Here is a 16,212-nt window from a genome sequence, read left to right as displayed (position 1 = left end):
TCTCCGGACAGGACGCAGCGTAGAAACCCTGAATCGCGCTGTCGCCGGGTTCGACGCAAGCGCCGAGGCGGTGCTCGCATCCCTCCCCCGGTTCAGGCACACGGCGTGTCGCCGATGCACCAGCGTCTGCGGTCAAAGACCGAGTGACTGCTCCACTTCGCGGCTGCGCGGCACCGCCTCGCCCACCGGCGAATCGGCGCCGCGCGGCCCGGGGAACCACAGCCCGAACACCGTGCGCTGGCCGGTGCCGCTGGTCACCGTCGCCCGGCCGCCGTGCAGGTCCATGATCGACTTGACGATCGCCAGGCCCAGGCCCGAGCCGGTGGCCGAGCCTTCGCGCGAGGGGTCGATGCGGTACAGGCGCTCGAAGATGCGCGCCTGCTCGTCCGCTTCGATCGCCGGCCCTTCGTTCGACACCTCGATCAGGCACGCGCCATCGTCGTAGGGCGTGGCCGCCAGCCGCACGTCGCTGCCCGGCGTCGCATGCCGCAGCGCGTTGGTCACCAGGTTGCCGATCGCGCGCACCAGCAGCGTCTTGTCGGCCCACACGCGGGTGGCCGCCTGCGGCTTGCAGTGCAGCTCGCAGGCCAGCGTGATGCCGCGCTCGTCGGCCAGCGGCTCGAAGTAGTCGCGCACGCGCTCGGCGGCCTGGCGCATCTCGATCCATTCGCATTGCAGCGACGCGCGCGCATCCTCGGCGCGGGCGATGAACAGCATCGCCTCGATCAGCCGCGAGATGCGCTCATAGTCCTCGACCGCCGACTCGAGCACCGCGCGGTATTCCTCGGCCGTGCGCGGCTTCGACAGCGTGACCTGCGCCTCGCCGAGCAGGTTGTTGATCGGCGTGCGCAGGTCGTGCGCGAGGTCCGACGAAAATTCCGACAGGCGCTTGAACGCGCTCTCCAGCCGGTCCAGCATTCGGTTGAACGCGAGCCCCGATTCCTGCAGCTCGCGCGGCGCATCGGCGAGCGCCAGGCGCTCGTGCAGCGCACGTGCGCTGATGCGGCTGGCCGCGGTGCCCAGGCGCCGCGCGGCGATCACGATGCGCCGCGCGATCAGCATGCCCAGCACGCTGGCCGCGACCACGCTGGCCACCAGCGCGCCGAAGAACACCTTCCAGCCGTGCAGCACTGCGTCGCGCGTCTGCGTGACCTCCAGCGCCAGCGCCACCGCCAGCGGCCCGCGCGCCGCGCGCGGCTGGCCCTCGGGCACCGGGATCTCGGCCACCAGCAGGCGGTACATGCGGCCGTCGGGCGTCGTCCACACCTCCGTCAGCGGACCGTACAGCTGCTGCAGCCAGCGCAGCTTGCGGTGCGTGATGCCGGGCGGGATCTCGTTGGTCGACAGCGCGCTCTTCGGCAGCACCTCCAGCGGCACGTCGAACCAGTCGGACGCGGCAAGCAGCCGGCGCTGGTCGTCCAGCAGCGCCACATGCAGGCTGCCCAGCTGCGTCTCGATGCGGTTGACCAGGCGCTGGCCGATGCGCTCGACGTCGTACTGCGCGACCGCGAGGTCCTCGTGCAGGAACGCGAGGTTCGCCAGCATCAGCACCTCACCGCCCTCGCGCAGCTGCTCGCGCGTCATGCGCATCACCGCGTAGCCGCAGCCGGCGACCAGCATCACCGAGATCAGCGTGATCGAGACGCCGATCTGCGCGGTCATCGAGCTGCGCAGCGCGGCGGCGGCGCGGCGCATCCAGGCGATCAGCATCATTGGCTTGTCAGTCGCGCTTTGTGGACGTCCTTGCCACTGCCACGGTGCCGGGTCTCGGCCCGGCGGCCGACTTCTTTCTTTGCTGGTGCAAAGAAAGAAGCAAAGAAAGCACCTAAAACCAAACGTTCATCAGGTCGTCCAGATGAGCAGTTGGGCAGGACGCTGTCACTCACTGCCCTGGCATTCTTAATACCCCGAACCGAGGTCGAATTGCCCATACGCCTGTGGCATTCGTCGCGACTCGGCGCACTCGCAGCGGTCCGGGTCGCGACGGAGGGCGCTGATGTATGGGCAAGAGAGCCCGGTTCGGGGTATTGAGGACGCCGGAGCGGTGAGTGACAGCGTCCTGCCCAACTGCTCATCTGGACGACCTGATGAACGTTAGGCCCTCTTCTTTGGTTACCTTCTTCTGGGCCAACAGAAGCTCGCGAAGCGGGGGGCCGCTCACTTCGCGAAGCGAAGTTATGCGGACACCAAAGTGACTCGCCTGCCGGGGCGAGACCCGGCCGGATGGCAGGACGGAAACCTCCCGCTAGAGCGTCGCAGCGACACGCATCGCCCAACGAAGGCACTGGGCCGCATCCGGACATGCGCGACGCGCTCACGCGCCATCCCCATCGGCGCCCGACGCCTCGAAGCGATACCCCACGCCGCGCACGGTGTGGATCAGCTTCTGCTCGAACGGATCGTCCAGCTTCGCACGCAGCCGCCGCACCGCGACGTCGACGACATTGGTATCGCTGTCGAAGTGCATGTCCCACACATGCTCGGCGATCAGCGTGCGCGAGACCACCTCGCCCGCATGCCGCACGAAGTAGTCGAGCAGCGCGTATTCCTTGGCCGTCAGCTCGATGCGCTGGCCGCCGCGGGTGACGCGCCGGCGCACGACGTCGATGCGCAGGTCGGCGACCTGCACCGTCGGGTCGACCTTGGCCGCGCCGCGGCGCAGGATGGTGCGCACGCGCGCCAGCAGCTCGGAGAACGCGAAGGGCTTGACGAGGTAGTCGTCGGCACCGAGCTCCAGGCCCTTGACGCGGTCGGCCACCTCGTCGCGCGCGCTGATGAAGAACACCGGCGTGTCCTTCTGCCGCCGCAGCGCCTGCAGCACCGTCCAGCCGTCGGCGCCGGGCAGCATCACGTCGAGCAGCACCAGGTCGTAGTGCCCGGTGGTCGCCAGGTGCAGCCCGTCGAGCCCGTTGCCGGCGACGTCGACGACGAAGGCATGCTCCATCAGCCCCTTGCGGATGTAGGCGGCGGTCTTCGGTTCGTCCTCGACGATCAGTACGCGCATCAGTGCCCGCCCGGCCGCCCGAAGGGCACTGAGCGCCCCTCGGGGGCCGCGAACGAAGTGAGCTGGGGGCTGACCATTTCCTGGAATGGTAAGTGTCCGGGAAATCCCGGATGACGAACTTGTAATCCGGCCGACAGCCTGGTGCACGCACGCGGCTTTCATCATTCGCCCCATCACACGAAAGGAGCGACAGATGAAGACGTTCACCACCCCCACCCGCACTGTGCTGGCCGTGCTGGCCCTCGCCGCCGCCGCGACCGTGCAGGCCCAGGATGCCAACGGCGAAAAGACGCGTCAGCAGGTGCTGGCCGAGCTGGCGCAGGCCCAGCGCAACGGCGAGCTGATCGCCGCCGGCGAACGCGGCCAGCCGACGAAGGACTTGCTGGGCAGCGCGGTCTCGCGCGGCCAGGTGCAGGCCGACGTCGCCCGCGCGCAGCGCAGCGGCACGCTGGTGGCCGCCGGCGAGCGCGGCCAGCTGCTCGACGAGACGGTCGCGCCGGCCGTGTCCACCGCCGTCGCCAAGACGCGCGCGCAGGTCAAGGCCGAGTTCGCCGACGCGGCGAAGTCGGGTGACCTGCTGGTCGCCGGCGAAGCGGGCGTGACGCGCCGCGAAGCCGCGCCGCTGGCCTACCGCGGCGTGGTCGAGCCGTCGACGACGCTCGCCAAGCGCGCGAACTGACCCTGGGCGCCCTGTGCGCGCTCGGCCGGCACGGTGAAGACCGTGCCGGCCGTTCGTCCATTCGGCGGGTCGGCCCTCGCGCACCGGCAGCTCCGTGATACTGCGGGGCCTGTCATCCCGGAGCACCGCACGATGTCCCGCTGGACCTTCTACACCTGCCCCGCCACCTGCGCGCTGGCCACGCACATCGCGCTGCACGAGGCCGGCGCCGACTTCACGCTGGTGAAGCTGGACTTCGCCGCGCAGCAGCAGCAAAGCGCCGAGTACCTGAAGGTCAATCCGAAAGGCCGCGTGCCCGCGCTGGTGACCAAACACGGCGTGCTGACCGAGACACCGGCGCTGCTGGCCTTCATCGCGCAGCGCTTCCCGCAGATGAATCTGGCGCCGCTGGACGACCCGTTCCGCTTCGCCCAGATGCAGGAATTCAACAGCTACCTGGCGTCGACGATGCATGTCGCCCATGCGCACAAGCGCCGCGGCGCGCGCTGGGCCGACGATCCGGCCGCGCAGGAGGCGATGAAGCGCAAGGTGCCGCAGACGATGCGGGCCTGCGCCGAGCTGATCGAGCAGCGTCTGGACGGCCCGTGGGTGATGGGCGAGCAGTACACGGTGGCCGACGGCTACCTCTACACGATCGCCGGCTGGCTCGAGGGCGACGACGTCGACACCTCGACGCTGCCGCGGCTGCTGGCGCACCGCGCGCGCATGAACCAGCGCCCGGCGGTGCAGAAGGCGGTGGCCGAAGCCGGCTAGGTGGGCATGAAGGCGGCCGGCGATCCGCACCCGGTGCGGCCAGGTCGGCCCCATCGACCGCGGTGGCCGCTGTGGCCGCTGCCGCTGCTGGCCGGGCTGCTGCCGCTTCTCGGCACGCTGGTCGCGTGGCGGCTGTCGATCGCCCAGGGCCTGGCGCCCGACTGCAATCCCTTCATCGACGGCTGCACCTCGATCAGCCGCGCCGCCCGCCACGGCCTGCCGAACATCCTGTTCCGTGCATTGCTGCTGCCGGCGGCGGTGCTGCAGGCGCTGGCATGGCTGCTGTGCCCGGCGTGGCTGCGCGGCTTGGGCGACGGGCCGGAGCGCGCGCTGCGCCTGCTGCCGACGCTGGGCGTGCTGGCCGCCGCGTTCCTCGTGCTCTACGGCAGCTTCCTCGGCACCGAAGGCGACGGCTACCGCTGGATGCGGCGCTACGGCATCGTGTTGTACTTCGGCTTCACCTGCATCGGCATGCTGGTGGTCGCCGACCAGGCGCACCGCCGCCTGCAGCAGCATCCCGAAGCCGCCGGCCGCGCGCGCCACCTGAGCGGCGCGCTGCTCGCGCTGTGCGCGGCGCTGCCGCTGCTGGGCCTGGCCCACGTGCTGCTGCCGCTGGCGCTGGGCCCCGGCGATGCGGCCAAGGACATGCTGGAGAACATCACCGAGTGGTGGGCCGGCGCCATCTTCACCACCTTCTTCCTGGTGCTCGCGTGGGCGTGGCGCGGCACCGGCTTCGGCGCGCGCTTCAGCGGGCGGCGATGATCGCCTTGCGCATGAACACGCTGTTCGGATCGTCGACGTAGTCGCCGAACGGACCGCAGCGCTCGTAGCCCGCGCGTTCGTACAGCCCCAGCGCCTCGGGCTGCAGGAAGCCGGTCTCCAGCGTGAACAGGCGGCAGCCGCGTGCGGCCGCCTGCGCCTCGAGGAACTGAAGCAGCGACTTCGCCAGGCCCTGCCCGCGCCGCGCCGGGTCGACGTACATGCGCTTGAGTTCGCCGAAGTCCGCGCCGATCACGATCGCGCCGCAGCCGACCGCACGTTGCGCGTCATCGCGCACGACGGCGAACAGCACGTTCGGCTCGCTCAGCGCGGCGAGGTCGATGCCGTGGTGCGACTCGGCCGGGTACAGCGGCTTCTGGTAGGCGTCGAGCGCGTCGATCAGCGCCAGCACGTCGGGCTGGGCGGGGGATTCGAGCTGGATGGGCATGGGGCGCGATTGTCGCCGCGACGTAAGCTCGCGGGCTTCCGAACGCCCCGGGGACCCGCCTTGCGCCGCACGACACTCGCCCTGCTCGCCACCCCGCTCGCCGCTCTGCTCGCCCCTCTGCTCGTCGCCCTGCTCGCCGCGCCGTTGGCCGCTCCCGCGCTCGCGCAGACGAGCGCAGCACCGTCCGCCGCGCTCGCCCGCAGCCCGGCCTCGCAGACGCTGCATGCCTTCTTCGCCGAAGAATGGGAGCGCAGCCTGCGCGAGAGCCCGGAGAACGCCACCTTCCAGGGCGATGCCCGCTACAACGACCGCTGGACCGACCTGCGCCCCGAGGCCATCGCCTCGCGCGAGGCCGCCGACCGCGCCGCGCTCGCGCGCCTGCGCGCGATCGACCGCAATGCATTGAGCCCCGCCGACCAGCTGCACTACGACAGCTTCGACTGGCTGCTGCGCCATGCGGTCGAGCGCCAGGCCTTCCGCGAACACCTGCAGCCGATCAGCCACCGCCGCAGCGTGCAGACCGCCGACACCCTCGCCGAGCTGATGCCCTTCAGCCAGGCCACGCACTACCGCCAGTGGCTCGCGCGCATGGCGGCGATCCCCGCGGCGGTCGATCAGACCCTCGTGCTGATGCGCGCCGGGCTGGCCGCCGGCCAGACACCGCCGCGCGTGCTGATGAACCGCGTGCCGGCGCAGATCGCCGCGCAGATCGTCGACGACCCGGCGAAGAGCCCGTTCTACCGGCCCTTCCTGCGCATGCCGGCATCGATCGATGCGGCCGAGCGCAGCGCGCTGCAGGCCGAGGCGCAGGCGGTGGTGCGAGAGAAGCTGGTGCCCGCCTACCGCCGCCTCGCGCAGGTGTTCAACGACGAATACCTGCCGCGCACGCGCACGACCGTCGCCGCCTCGGCGCTGCCCGGCGGCCGCGCCTACTACGACTTCCTGGCGCGCTACTACACCAGCACCGCGATGGGCGCCGACGACATCCACGCAATCGGCCTGCGCGAGGTCGCGCGGCTGCGCGTCGCACTGGAAGCGCTGAAGACCGAGACCGGCTTCCAGGGCACGCTGGCCGAGTTCTTCACCTTCCTGCGCACCGACCCCCGCTTCTTCCACCGCACGCCGCAGGCGCTGCTCGACGGCTACCGCGCGGTCGCCAAGCGCATCGACCCCGAGCTGCCGAAGATCTCGCGCCTGCTGCCGCGCCTGCCCTACGGCGTGCGCGCGATACCCGCGAACCTGGCGCCGGACACGACGACCGCCTACTACATGCCCGGCGCGATCGACGGCTCGCGCCCCGGCTGGTACGCGGTGAACCTGTACAAGCCGGAGACGCGGCCGACCTGGGAGATGCTGCCGCTGTCGCTGCACGAAGCGGTGCCCGGCCACCACTTCCAGTTCGCGCGCGGGCTCGAGCTGCCCGATGCGCCGGCCTTCCGCCGCACCGCGTACTTCGTCGCCTATGGCGAGGGCTGGGGGCTGTACGCCGAACAGCTCGGCCACGAGATGGGCCTGTACGACGACCCCTACGACCGCTTCGGCGCGCTGACCTACGAGATGTGGCGCGCGGTGCGGCTGGTCGTCGACACCGGCCTGCATGCGCGCGGCTGGACGCGCGAGCAGGCGCTGGCCTACTTCCGCGACAACGTCGCGAAGACCGAGCAGGACATCGTCAACGAGGTCGACCGCTACATCGACAACCCCGGCCAGGCGCTGGCCTACAAGATCGGCGAGCTGAAGATCCTGGAGCTGCGCCGGCGCGCGCAGGCGGCGCTCGGCAGCCGCTACGACCTGCGCGACTTCAACGACGCGGTGCTGGCCACCGGCTCGGTGCCGCTGCCGGCGCTGGAAGCCCACATCGAGCGCTGGATCGCGGCGCAGCAGCGACACTGAAGGCGCACGGAACCCGCGGCGGCGGCCGCGGTCCATCAGGACATCGTTGGACATGCGCACAACACCACCATGACCCTGCCCGACTACGCCGACAAGGAACCCGCCCGCGACGAGGTGAATGCGCTGCCCGGCGCGACGCTGCTCGAGTTCGGCGCGCCATGGTGCGGCATCTGCCGCGGCATGCAACCGGCGCTGGCCACCGCGCTGAAGGCCTTTCCGGGCCTGCGCCACCTGAAGGTCGAGGACGGCCCGGGCCACCCGCTCGGCCGCTCGTTCGGCATCAAGCTGTGGCCGACGCTGGTGCTGCTGAAGGATGGCCAGGAGCAGGAACGCCTGGTGCGCCCGCGCGACCTGGCGTCGATCGCGCAGGCGCTCGAGCGGCTGCAGACCGCGACCGCCTGACGGGAACGGCGCTTGCCGCCGGCGCGGGATACTCATCACCGTGAGCGGTCGAGGGAGCGGGCAATGGATGGTCCGGAACTTCAGCGCAGGTTCGATGACGCCGGCAAGCTGCTGCTGCGGGTATCGGTGGGCGCGATGGTGCTGCTGCACGGCATCGCCAAGGTCCGTTACGGCCTCGGCAGCCTGCCCGGCATGCTCGAGCAGCACGGCCTGCCCGGGGCGCTGGCCTACGGTGCCTACGTCGGCGAGGTGCTGGGGCCGCTGCTGATGATCGCCGGCGCATGGACGCGCGTCGGCGCGCTGCTGGTGGTGGTGAACATGCTGTTCGCGATCGGGCTCGTGCATGCGCACGAGGTCTTCGCGCTCGGCAAGCAGGGCGGCTGGGCGATCGAGCTGCAGGGCCTGATGCTGTTCGGCGCCGCGGCGGTGGCGCTGCTCGGCGCCGGGCGCTTCAGCGTCGGCCGTGTGCTGCGCGGCAGCGGGCCGCCCGCGGCCTGAGTCGCCGCCGGGCCGCCCCAAGGCGGCTCGCGCCCCCTCGGGGGGCAGGCGCGAAGCGACGCGGGGCCTCATGACGCTCAGGCCAGCCAGCGTGGCAGGCCCTGCACCCAGCCGATGATCACGACGCCCTGCGCGGCCGTGTAGAGCCACAGCAGCGCGACGCTGTCGCGCGTGCCGACCGGCACCGGCGACGAGGCGCCCCGCCACCACCGCGCCAGCAGGTACGCGGCGAGCAGCCCCAGCAGCACGAGGTGCAGGGCCTGCCAGCCGAGCAAGGCCGCGGCGGTCGCGCTCCAGGCATTCAGGCGCGGCTCGAGGCCGGCCGCGCGGTGCCCCAGCATGTCGACGGCGAACGCGGCCGCGGCGCTGGCCAGCGCCGCGAGCAGCCACCCGCTCGGTGCGAGCAGGCTGCGCCGGCGCGCGGCGTCGATCGGCCCTCGCCAGGCCAGCACCATCGCGGCGGCCGAGACCAGCCACAGCGCGACCGCCAGCAGCGCCCGGTCGCCGTCCGGCAGCCGCGCGCCCGGCGGTGGACAGACCTCGGCGCGCATCGCGACGTGCAGGTGCGAGAAGGCGAACGAGGCCAGGATCGTCGCATCGACGAGCAGCAGCAGGCCCAACGCCCACCAGACGTGGGAGTCGCGGCGCCGGCGCGCGCCGACCGGCAGCATCACGTCGCGCGCGACGCGCACCATCGCGCCGGCCGGCGCGCGGTCGGTCTGCCACAACCAGCGCCAGATCGCCACGACGGCGACGACGCCGCACAGCCCGGCGGGCACGCTCCATTTGACCGTCAGCAGCAGGAAGAAGCCGGCCGTGCCCGCGGCCGCGATCAGCGGCCACCAGGTGTCGCCGCCCAGCACCAGCAGGTGCCGCGGCTCGGCGCGGCGCCAGTGGGTGACGAGGGTCTCGCGCGCCCCGGTCGCGCTGCCCGGCAGCCAGTGCCAGCCCGCCGCCACCTCCTGCGCCAGCGCCGGGCGTTGCCACAGCGGCTCGCGCGCCGCCACCTGCGGGATGCTGCGCATGCCGTGGTCTTCGGTCGCCAGCCATTCCAGCGTGCCGGCGCGCCACGGATCGCCATGCGGCTGCGCCGGCCGGCGCCAGGTGCGCCAGGCCTCGAGCCCGAACAGCGCGACCCCCGCGGCGAAGACGAAGGCCCCGACCGTCGACAGCGCGTTCCACAGCGTCCAGCCCAGGCCCGCGTCGTAGGTGTAGATGCGCCGCGGCATGCCGTTCAGGCCGGCGATGTGCAGCGGGAAGAAGGCGGCATGGAAGCCGAAGAACATCAGCCCGCAGCTCCACCGCAGCACCGCCTCGCGCAGGCGGTGCCCGTTGACCAGCGGCCCCCAGTGCACCAGCGCCGCGAACACCGGGAACAGCATGCCGCCGATCAGCACGTAGTGCAGGTGCGCGACGACAAAATGGGTGTCGTGCGCCTGGCCGTCGAAGGGCAGCACCGCGAGCATCACGCCGGTCAGCCCGCCCGGCACGAAGATCAGCAGGAAGCCGGCGAGGTAGAGCATCGTGCCGTCGATGGGCGGCCGACCGCGGCGCAGCGTCGCGAGCCACGCGAAGACCTGCACGCCGGTGGGCACCGCGATGGCCAGGCTCGCTGCCGACACCCAGCGCAGCGCGTTCGCGCTGAGGCCCGCGGTGAACATGTGGTGCGCCCACAGCGCGAAGCTCAGCACGGCCACCGCGGCCAGCGCCCACACCACCGCGCGGTGGCCGACCAGCGGCACCTGCGCCTTGGCCGGGATCATCATCGACACCAGTCCCGCGGCCGGCAGGAAGATGATGTAGACCTCCGGGTGGCCGAAGAACCAGAACAGGTGCTGCCACAGCAGCGGGTCGCCGCCGCGGTCCGCCGTGAAGATCGGCCAGCCGAAGGCGCGCTCCAGCTCCAGCAGCATCGTGCCGGCGATCACCGCCGGGAAGGCCAGCAGCACCATCACCGAGACCACCGCCATCGCCCAGGCGAACACCGGGATGCGCGCCGGCGTCATGCCCGGCGCGCGTGTCAAGGCGATGCCGACGATCAGCTCGATCGCGCCGGCGATCGCCGAGATCTCGATGAAGCCGATACCCAGCAGCCAGAAGTCGGCGCCGAGGCCGGGGGACTGCTCGCCGTTGCTCAGCGGCGGGTACAGGAACCAGCCGCCGTCGGGCGCGACGCCGAAGAACAGCGTGGCGAAGAAGCCGAGCCCGCCGATCGCGTAGGCCCAGAAGGCATACGCCGACAGGCGCGGAAACGGCAGGTCGCGCGCGCCCAGCATGCCCGGCAGCAGGTAGACCGCGATCGCCTCGACCACCGGCACGGCGAACAGGAACATCATCACCGTGCCGTGCATCGTGAACAGCTGGTTGTACAGCTGCGGGCTCACCAGCCGCTGCCCCGGCCACGCGAGCTGCGTGCGCATCAGGAGCGCCAGCACGCCGGCGAGCACGAAGAACAGCAGCGCGGTGGCGATGTAGTACAGCCCGATCTGCGTGTTGTTCACAGCGGCCAGGCGGCGCCAGCCGCGCGGGCGCTGCCAGGCGCGTTCGAGCGCCGGCAGCTCGTCGGGCGGGCGCGGCAGGTCGTTCGGCAGCGAGGTCCCGGTCGTGTCGTCCTGACGCCGCGGATCCACGTCCAGGCCCGGCGGCCGCTGGGGCGCGTTCACCGCAGCTGCTCCAGGAACGCAGCCAGCGCATCGAGCTCGTCGCGCGTCAGCCGGTCCTGGTACGAGGGCATGCGCACGCCCGGCTTCCAGGCCTGCGGGTCGGCGATCCACGCGGCCAGGGCCGCGCGGTTCAGGGGTCGCGCGCCGGCGCCGATCGCCGGCCGGGAGCCGACGTGCGTCAGGTCCGGCGCCGTGATCGCTGCCGGCGCCGTGAGTCCACGCACCGCGTGGCAGGCGCTGCAGCGCTGCTGCGTGAAGAGCCGCCAGCCGCGCTGCGCCAGCGGATCCTGCGGCAGCAGCGCGGGCGCGGCCTGCGCCGCGAGCCAACGCGCATAGTCCTCGGGGGCATGGGCCACCAGCACCAACCCCATGCGCGCATGCTGCTCGCCGCAGAACTCGGCGCAGCGGCCGGCGTAGCGGCCGGGCCGGTCGGCCTGCAGCCGCAGCTGCTGCACGCGGCCGGGGATCGCGTCGAGCTTGCCGGCGAGCGCCGGGAACCACAGTGCATGGATCACGTCCGCGCTCGCCAGGCCGATGGTCACCGGCCGCCCGGCCGGCACGTGCAGCTCGTTGGCCAGCGTCGCGTGCAGCCCGCGCGCAGGGTCGCTCACCTGCACCTGCCACCACCAGGCATGCGCGGTGACGGTGATCACCGGCTCGCCGGCCGTGCGGCGCGGCGCCCAGAAGTCCTCGCGGGCGCTGGCGTAGGCAAACAGCGCCAGCATCGTCAGCGCCGGGAAGACGAAGCCGCCGCCGAGAACCCAGCGGTGCATCAGCCGGCGTTCGTCGAGCGGCGCGGCCCCGGGCCGGCGCCACAGCGCCCAGCCCAGCAGCGACGCCACGAGCACCAGCACCGCCACGGCGCCGGCGATCATCACCCAGCCGGTGTCGGCGCCGGCCGCGGCGGCCGGTCCCGCGGGCCACAGCACGGACTCGGGGTTCATCGCAGCGTCGCGAGGTAGGCCACGATGTCGCGTGCATCGCCGGCGGACACGCCGAGGTCGGGCATCGGCGTGTCCGCGGCCAGCGCCTGCGGCTCGGCGATCCACAGCGCCAGCCGCACCGGATCGTTGGGCCAGCGGCCGGCGATATAGCTGCGGCGCCCATAGGCGTCGAGCGCGGGGCCGAGGCGGCCGCCCGCCGCCGGCACGCCGGGCACCGCATGGCACTGCCCGCAGTGGTAGCGCGCGACGAGCACGCGGCCGCGCTCGGCATCGCCGCGCGCACCGTCGAGCGTGCCGCGTTCGCCGCAGGCGCCCAGCAGCAGCGCGGCGGACAGCAGCCCGAGTGGCCCGAGCGCGCGGATGAGCGCGAGTCGACGCATCGCGAGGCCCTTCACCGGTTGTCGCGCCGCAGCACCGGCAAGCGGCGGGCCGGCGGTTTGCTTCGCAGCCGGCGAACCCGCTTTCCGTCGCCCCTCGCATGCCACTCGGACGCCCTGCCGTCGTGCTGATCACCGTCGCCGCGCTGCTGGCGACCGGTGCGGTCGCCGCTGCGCTGGTGGTCTGGCTCGGGCTCTACGACATCGCGGCGAACGTGCCGCACACGCAGCCGGTGCACACACTGCTCGAAACCACGATGCACCGCAGCGTCAAGCGCCGCGCGGCCGCCATCGACGTGCCGCCGCTCGCCGGGCCGGCGCGCGTGCTGCGCGGGGCCGCGTGCTTCCGCGACCATTGCGTGCAGTGCCACGGCGCGCCGGGCCGGGCGCAGTCGGCGATCGGCCGCAGCATGCAGCCGCTGCCGGGTCCGCTGGTCGATGCGCCGCTGCGCTGGAACGCGGCCGAGCTGTACTGGATCACCCGCAACGGCATCCGCATGAGCGGCATGCCGGCCTGGCAGTACCGGCTCGATGAGGCCGAGTTGTGGGCGGTGGTGGCCTTCCTGCAGCGTTTGCCGGGCCTGTCGGCGGCCGAGTTCACGGCGCTGGCCGGCAGCGCCGACGCCAGCTGCCCGGCGCCGCGCCGCGACGGCCTGCCCCCCGGCTTCGTCGCCAGCACCGAACGCGGCCGCATCGCGCTGACGCAGTACGCCTGTTCGTCCTGCCACCGCATTCCCGGGGTCACCGGCTCGGACGTGCACGTCGGCCCGCCGCTGGCGGGGCTGGCGCGCCGGCAGACCATCGCCGGCCGGCTGCCGAACACGCCCGGGTCGATGCGGCGCTGGATCGCCGATCCCCGGCATGCCGATGCGCAGACGACCATGCCGGCGCTGGAGCCGCGCGAAACCGACCTGCACGACATGATCGCCTACCTGTCGACACTGCAGTGAGCCCGCACCGCGCGGGCACGCGACGTGCCGCGACGTTCATCGACCCCCGTCGATGATTCCGGAGTCCGCGATGAACCTGCGTCCCACCCTGCTTGCCACCGCCGCGGTGGCCACGGTCTTCGCCGCCTGTGGCGGCATCGCGAAGCTGCCCGACAGTGCCGGCGTCGGCCCGGACCCGACCCTGCCGGCGCCGGAGAAATCGCTGATCCCGACCGTCAAGATCGCCGAGGCCACCGGCTGGCCGGCCGGCGCCGCGCCCACCGCCGCCGGCGGCACGCAGGTCAAGGCCTTTGCCAGCGGCCTGTCGCATCCGCGCTGGGTGCACGTGCTGCCCAACGGCGACGTGCTGGTGGCCGAATCGGCCGCGCCGCCGAAGGGCGAAGGTGCGCCCAAGGGCGGCATCAAGGGCTGGTTCATGAAGCAGGCGATGAAGAAGGCCGGCTCGTCGGTGCCGAGCGCGAACCGCATCACGCTGCTGCGCGATGCCGACGGCGACGGCGTCGCCGAGACCCGCTCGGTGCTGATCGCCAACCTGTTCTCGCCGATCGGCATGGCCCTGGTGGGCGACCAGCTCTACGTCGCGAATGCCGACGGCATCGTGCGCTTCCCCTACACGCCGGGCGCGACGACCATCGCCGCGGCCGGCACGAAGCTCACCGAGCTGCCCGGCGGCCCGCACAACCACCACTGGACCAAGAACATCCTCGCCAGCCGCGACGGCAGCAAGCTCTATGCGACCGTCGGCTCGAACAGCAACGTCGCCGAGCACGGCATGGCGATCGAGGAAGGCCGCGCGGCGATCTGGGAGGTCGACGCGAAGACCGGCCAGAAGCGCCTGTATGCCACCGGCCTGCGCAACCCCAACGGCCTGGCCTGGGACCCGACCACCGGCGCGCTGTGGACCGTCGTCAACGAGCGCGACGAGCTCGGCAACGACCTCGTGCCCGACTACCTCACCTCGGTGAAGGACGGCGGCTTCTACGGCTGGCCGTACAGCTACTTCGGCGCGATCGTCGATCAACGTGCGAAGCCGCCGCGGCCGGACATGGTGGCCAAGGCGATCAAGCCCGACTACGCGCTCGGCTCGCACGTCGCGCCGCTCGGCCTCGTCGCCGGCACCGACGCGGCCGCTCTGCCCGCGCCATGGCGCAACGGCATGTTCGTCGGCCTGCACGGCTCGTGGAACCGCAAGCCGCCGTCGGGCTACAAGGTGATCTTCGTGCCCTTCGAGGCCGGCAAGCCGAGCGGCCCGCCGCAGGACGTGCTGACCGGCTTCCTCGGCGCGGACGGCGAGGCGCGCGGCCGGCCGGTCGGCGTGGCCATCGACAAGCGCGGTGCGCTGCTGGTGGTCGACGACGTCGGCAATACGATCTGGCGGGTCAGCGCGACGGGGTGACGGCAACGCGGGCGGCCTGGGCATGGGCCTTGCCGCCGGATCGCATCACCGATCGAATGGGGAGCATCCCATGCGTGAATCGAACCGCCCCTCCGGGCCGGCCAAGCCGACCAGCGAACGCCGCGCCGCGGCCACCGAACAGGAAGGCAAGGACCAAGCCGGCCGCCGCTACGACGCCGAGACCGCCGAAGACCCCACGGCCGACGCCATCGCCGCGGACGAAGCCGACCGGCGCCGCGCGCGCCAGGCCGAACGCGACGCGACCGAGCGCACACGGGGCCCGGGTCAGTCGCCCGGCCGCGAACCCGGCCGCGGAGGGTCGTGAGATGGGCGTGCCGCAGAAAGCCAAGCCCGACTTCCGCAGCGCCGACGACCGCGCGCGCGACCCGATCGCCGAGCCGCCCGCGCCCGGCAAGCTCTGGGTGCTGACCGCCGACGAGGCCTTCGCGCGCGTGCTGGCGCTGCCCGGCCGCGGCCAGGACCTGGTCGAGGTCGAGATGCTGACCGACGCCGCGGCGCGCGCCGACGACGCCGACCTGCGGCGCGATGCCTATGGCCGTCGCGCAGGCGGCGGCATGCTGCCCGGCGGCAACGTCACCGCGTCGGCCGGCGAGACCGAGCTGCACCAGGAGGCGCAGCTGTTCGCGCACCGCGTCGCGCAATGGCTGGCCGAACAGCACCAGAAAGGCCGCTTCACCACGCTGCGCATCGCCGCCGCGCCGCGTTTCCTCGGCCTGCTGCGCAAGGCCTTGAGCACGCCGGTGGCGCAGGCGGTGATCGACGACTGCCCGCTGGACCTGGTGAAGCTGAACCGCCGCGACCTGACGCTGAAGCTCTTCCCGCCGCAGCCGGCGGTGGAGCTGCCGGTGCGGCGCAGCGCCTGACCGAGCGCGCCGAGCGCCGGCCGCTCGACGACCCGTCGGGCGAGCGGCCGGCATCTGAGAGACTGCGCGTCGTCACCACCGGCGCGCGAGTCTCCAGCCATGCCAACAGCCGAAGTCACCGGCATCGACCACCTGTACCTGACGGTCTCGGCGCTCGCCCGCTCCGAGGCCTTCTACGACCGCGTGCTGCAGGACACGCTGGGGTTCCGCAAGAACCGCTTCGCGCTCGGCGGCGATCCGCACGTGCAGTACTTCAACCGCCACTTCGGCATCGTGCTGCGCCCCGCGCGTGAAGCCACGCCTCACCAGCCTTACGCGCCCGGCCTGCACCACCTGTGCCTGCGCGTCGACTCGATCGGCGACGTGCAGGCGGTGGCCACCGCGCTGCAGGCGGCCGGCATCGCCGCGAGCGATGCGGCGACCTATCCCGACTACGCGAGCGACTACACCGCCACCTTCTTCGAGGACCCCGACGGCATCCGGCTGGAGGTGACGAACTACCGGCAGGAGCGGCGCGAGCGGCACGACCACTGGGACAAACACTCGCACGGCTAGATCCGGC

17 protein-coding genes are annotated in these 16,212 nt (G+C 72.4%); 11 read left to right on the top strand and 6 right to left on the bottom strand.

Features of this window, described 5'->3' with window-relative positions; all coding sequences use genetic code 11:
• Positions 1-132 precede the first annotated feature (132 nt).
• Together P1K89_RS12290 and P1K89_RS12285 are read right to left on the bottom strand one after the other, a co-directional pair.
• Positions 133-1,710: a heavy metal sensor histidine kinase gene (locus P1K89_RS12290; RefSeq protein WP_284616738.1), complete on the bottom strand. Its 1,578-nt coding sequence runs from the start codon at positions 1,708-1,710 to the stop codon at positions 133-135.
• Between the two features lie 604 nt (positions 1,711-2,314).
• Positions 2,315-3,004, bottom strand: a complete 690-nt coding sequence (locus P1K89_RS12285) for a heavy metal response regulator transcription factor (protein ID WP_284616737.1) — start codon at positions 3,002-3,004, stop codon at positions 2,315-2,317.
• 193 nt (positions 3,005-3,197) lie between these two features.
• Between P1K89_RS12285 and P1K89_RS12280 the strand changes: the two genes are divergently transcribed.
• The 3 genes from P1K89_RS12280 (at position 3,198) to P1K89_RS12270 (ending at position 5,198) form a co-directional block, all read left to right on the top strand.
• Positions 3,198-3,683 carry a DUF4148 domain-containing protein gene (locus P1K89_RS12280; protein ID WP_284616736.1) on the top strand — a complete coding sequence of 162 codons (486 nt, stop codon included), beginning with the start codon at positions 3,198-3,200 and terminating at the stop codon, positions 3,681-3,683.
• A gap of 132 nt (positions 3,684-3,815) precedes the next feature.
• Positions 3,816-4,436, top strand: a complete 621-nt coding sequence (locus tag P1K89_RS12275; RefSeq protein WP_284616735.1) for a glutathione S-transferase family protein — start codon at positions 3,816-3,818, stop codon at positions 4,434-4,436.
• Positions 4,437-5,198, top strand: coding sequence for a hypothetical protein (locus P1K89_RS12270; protein WP_284616734.1), 762 nt, complete (start codon positions 4,437-4,439; stop codon positions 5,196-5,198).
• Here P1K89_RS12270 and P1K89_RS12265 read toward each other — a convergent pair.
• Positions 5,182-5,643 carry a GNAT family N-acetyltransferase gene (locus tag P1K89_RS12265; protein ID WP_284616733.1) on the bottom strand — a complete coding sequence of 154 codons (462 nt, stop codon included), beginning with the start codon at positions 5,641-5,643 and terminating at the stop codon, positions 5,182-5,184. The genes P1K89_RS12270 and P1K89_RS12265 overlap by 17 nt on opposite strands.
• Positions 5,644-5,703: 60 nt before the next feature.
• Between P1K89_RS12265 and P1K89_RS12260 the strand changes: the two genes are divergently transcribed.
• The 3 genes from P1K89_RS12260 (at position 5,704) to P1K89_RS12250 (ending at position 8,436) form a co-directional block, all read left to right on the top strand.
• The gene (locus P1K89_RS12260) at positions 5,704-7,536 is read left to right on the top strand and encodes a DUF885 domain-containing protein (protein ID WP_284616732.1); all 1,833 of its coding nucleotides are present in this window, start codon (positions 5,704-5,706) and stop codon (positions 7,534-7,536) included.
• Between the two features lie 69 nt (positions 7,537-7,605).
• Positions 7,606-7,938 (top strand): thioredoxin family protein, encoded by a 333-nt coding sequence (locus P1K89_RS12255; protein WP_284616731.1) that lies wholly within the window; start codon positions 7,606-7,608, stop codon positions 7,936-7,938.
• A gap of 63 nt (positions 7,939-8,001) precedes the next feature.
• Positions 8,002-8,436, top strand: coding sequence for a DoxX family protein (locus P1K89_RS12250; RefSeq protein WP_284616730.1), 435 nt, complete (start codon positions 8,002-8,004; stop codon positions 8,434-8,436).
• Between the two features lie 77 nt (positions 8,437-8,513).
• On the opposite strand, the gene P1K89_RS12245 is transcribed toward P1K89_RS12250, so the two are convergent.
• The 3 genes from P1K89_RS12245 to P1K89_RS12235 are packed head-to-tail and all read right to left on the bottom strand — an operon-like array spanning position 8,514 to position 12,423.
• On the bottom strand, positions 8,514-11,066 hold the full coding sequence (locus P1K89_RS12245) for a cbb3-type cytochrome c oxidase subunit I (protein ID WP_284617490.1): 2,553 nt from the start codon (positions 11,064-11,066) through the stop codon (positions 8,514-8,516).
• A gap of 29 nt (positions 11,067-11,095) precedes the next feature.
• Positions 11,096-12,043 (bottom strand): cytochrome c oxidase subunit II, encoded by a 948-nt coding sequence (locus P1K89_RS12240; protein ID WP_284616729.1) that lies wholly within the window; start codon positions 12,041-12,043, stop codon positions 11,096-11,098.
• On the bottom strand, positions 12,040-12,423 hold the full coding sequence (locus P1K89_RS12235) for a c-type cytochrome (RefSeq protein WP_284616728.1): 384 nt from the start codon (positions 12,421-12,423) through the stop codon (positions 12,040-12,042). The genes P1K89_RS12240 and P1K89_RS12235 overlap by 4 nt, the downstream gene beginning before the upstream one ends.
• Positions 12,424-12,521: 98 nt before the next feature.
• Here P1K89_RS12235 and P1K89_RS12230 point away from each other — a divergent pair, with 98 nt between their 5' ends.
• The 5 genes from P1K89_RS12230 to P1K89_RS12210 all read left to right on the top strand — a co-directional run bounded on the left by P1K89_RS12230 (position 12,522) and on the right by P1K89_RS12210 (position 16,205).
• Positions 12,522-13,370: a c-type cytochrome gene (locus P1K89_RS12230; protein ID WP_284616727.1), complete on the top strand. Its 849-nt coding sequence runs from the start codon at positions 12,522-12,524 to the stop codon at positions 13,368-13,370.
• Between the two features lie 70 nt (positions 13,371-13,440).
• Positions 13,441-14,766 (top strand): PQQ-dependent sugar dehydrogenase, encoded by a 1,326-nt coding sequence (locus tag P1K89_RS12225; protein ID WP_284616726.1) that lies wholly within the window; start codon positions 13,441-13,443, stop codon positions 14,764-14,766.
• 70 nt (positions 14,767-14,836) lie between these two features.
• Positions 14,837-15,091 (top strand): hypothetical protein, encoded by a 255-nt coding sequence (locus P1K89_RS12220; RefSeq protein WP_284616725.1) that lies wholly within the window; start codon positions 14,837-14,839, stop codon positions 15,089-15,091.
• 1 nt (position 15,092) lies between these two features.
• Entirely contained in the window at positions 15,093-15,650 is a 558-nt protein-coding gene (locus tag P1K89_RS12215) for a host attachment protein (protein WP_284616724.1), read from the top strand.
• Positions 15,651-15,749: 99 nt separating this feature from the next.
• Complete coding sequence (locus P1K89_RS12210; RefSeq protein WP_284616723.1) at positions 15,750-16,205, top strand: VOC family protein; 456 nt, start codon at positions 15,750-15,752, stop codon at positions 16,203-16,205.
• Positions 16,206-16,212: the final 7 nt, after the last annotated feature.

Origin of the sequence: Aquabacterium humicola, from assembly GCF_030167915.1 — a bacterium.
GTDB classification, from domain to species: domain Bacteria; phylum Pseudomonadota; class Gammaproteobacteria; order Burkholderiales; family Burkholderiaceae_C; genus Pseudaquabacterium; species Pseudaquabacterium humicola.
Note: the sequence above shows the minus strand (reverse complement) of the source record. Positions and strands in the feature narration are given on the sequence as shown.

Coding starts and splice junctions, on each gene's coding strand:
- P1K89_RS12290 (WP_284616738.1), bottom strand. CDS start 1,710: ATGCTGATCGCCTGGATGCGCCGCGCCGCCGCCGCGCTGCGCAGCTCG.
- P1K89_RS12275 (WP_284616735.1), top strand. CDS start 3,816: ATGTCCCGCTGGACCTTCTACACCTGCCCCGCCACCTGCGCGCTGGCC.
- P1K89_RS12210 (WP_284616723.1), top strand. CDS start 15,750: ATGCCAACAGCCGAAGTCACCGGCATCGACCACCTGTACCTGACGGTC.
- P1K89_RS12235 (WP_284616728.1), bottom strand. CDS start 12,423: ATGCGTCGACTCGCGCTCATCCGCGCGCTCGGGCCACTCGGGCTGCTG.
- P1K89_RS12255 (WP_284616731.1), top strand. CDS start 7,606: ATGACCCTGCCCGACTACGCCGACAAGGAACCCGCCCGCGACGAGGTG.
- P1K89_RS12230 (WP_284616727.1), top strand. CDS start 12,522: ATGCCACTCGGACGCCCTGCCGTCGTGCTGATCACCGTCGCCGCGCTG.
- P1K89_RS12220 (WP_284616725.1), top strand. CDS start 14,837: ATGCGTGAATCGAACCGCCCCTCCGGGCCGGCCAAGCCGACCAGCGAA.
- P1K89_RS12280 (WP_284616736.1), top strand. CDS start 3,198: ATGAAGACGTTCACCACCCCCACCCGCACTGTGCTGGCCGTGCTGGCC.
- P1K89_RS12250 (WP_284616730.1), top strand. CDS start 8,002: ATGGATGGTCCGGAACTTCAGCGCAGGTTCGATGACGCCGGCAAGCTG.
- P1K89_RS12225 (WP_284616726.1), top strand. CDS start 13,441: ATGAACCTGCGTCCCACCCTGCTTGCCACCGCCGCGGTGGCCACGGTC.
- P1K89_RS12215 (WP_284616724.1), top strand. CDS start 15,093: ATGGGCGTGCCGCAGAAAGCCAAGCCCGACTTCCGCAGCGCCGACGAC.
- P1K89_RS12240 (WP_284616729.1), bottom strand. CDS start 12,043: ATGAACCCCGAGTCCGTGCTGTGGCCCGCGGGACCGGCCGCCGCGGCC.
- P1K89_RS12265 (WP_284616733.1), bottom strand. CDS start 5,643: ATGCCCATCCAGCTCGAATCCCCCGCCCAGCCCGACGTGCTGGCGCTG.
- P1K89_RS12285 (WP_284616737.1), bottom strand. CDS start 3,004: ATGCGCGTACTGATCGTCGAGGACGAACCGAAGACCGCCGCCTACATC.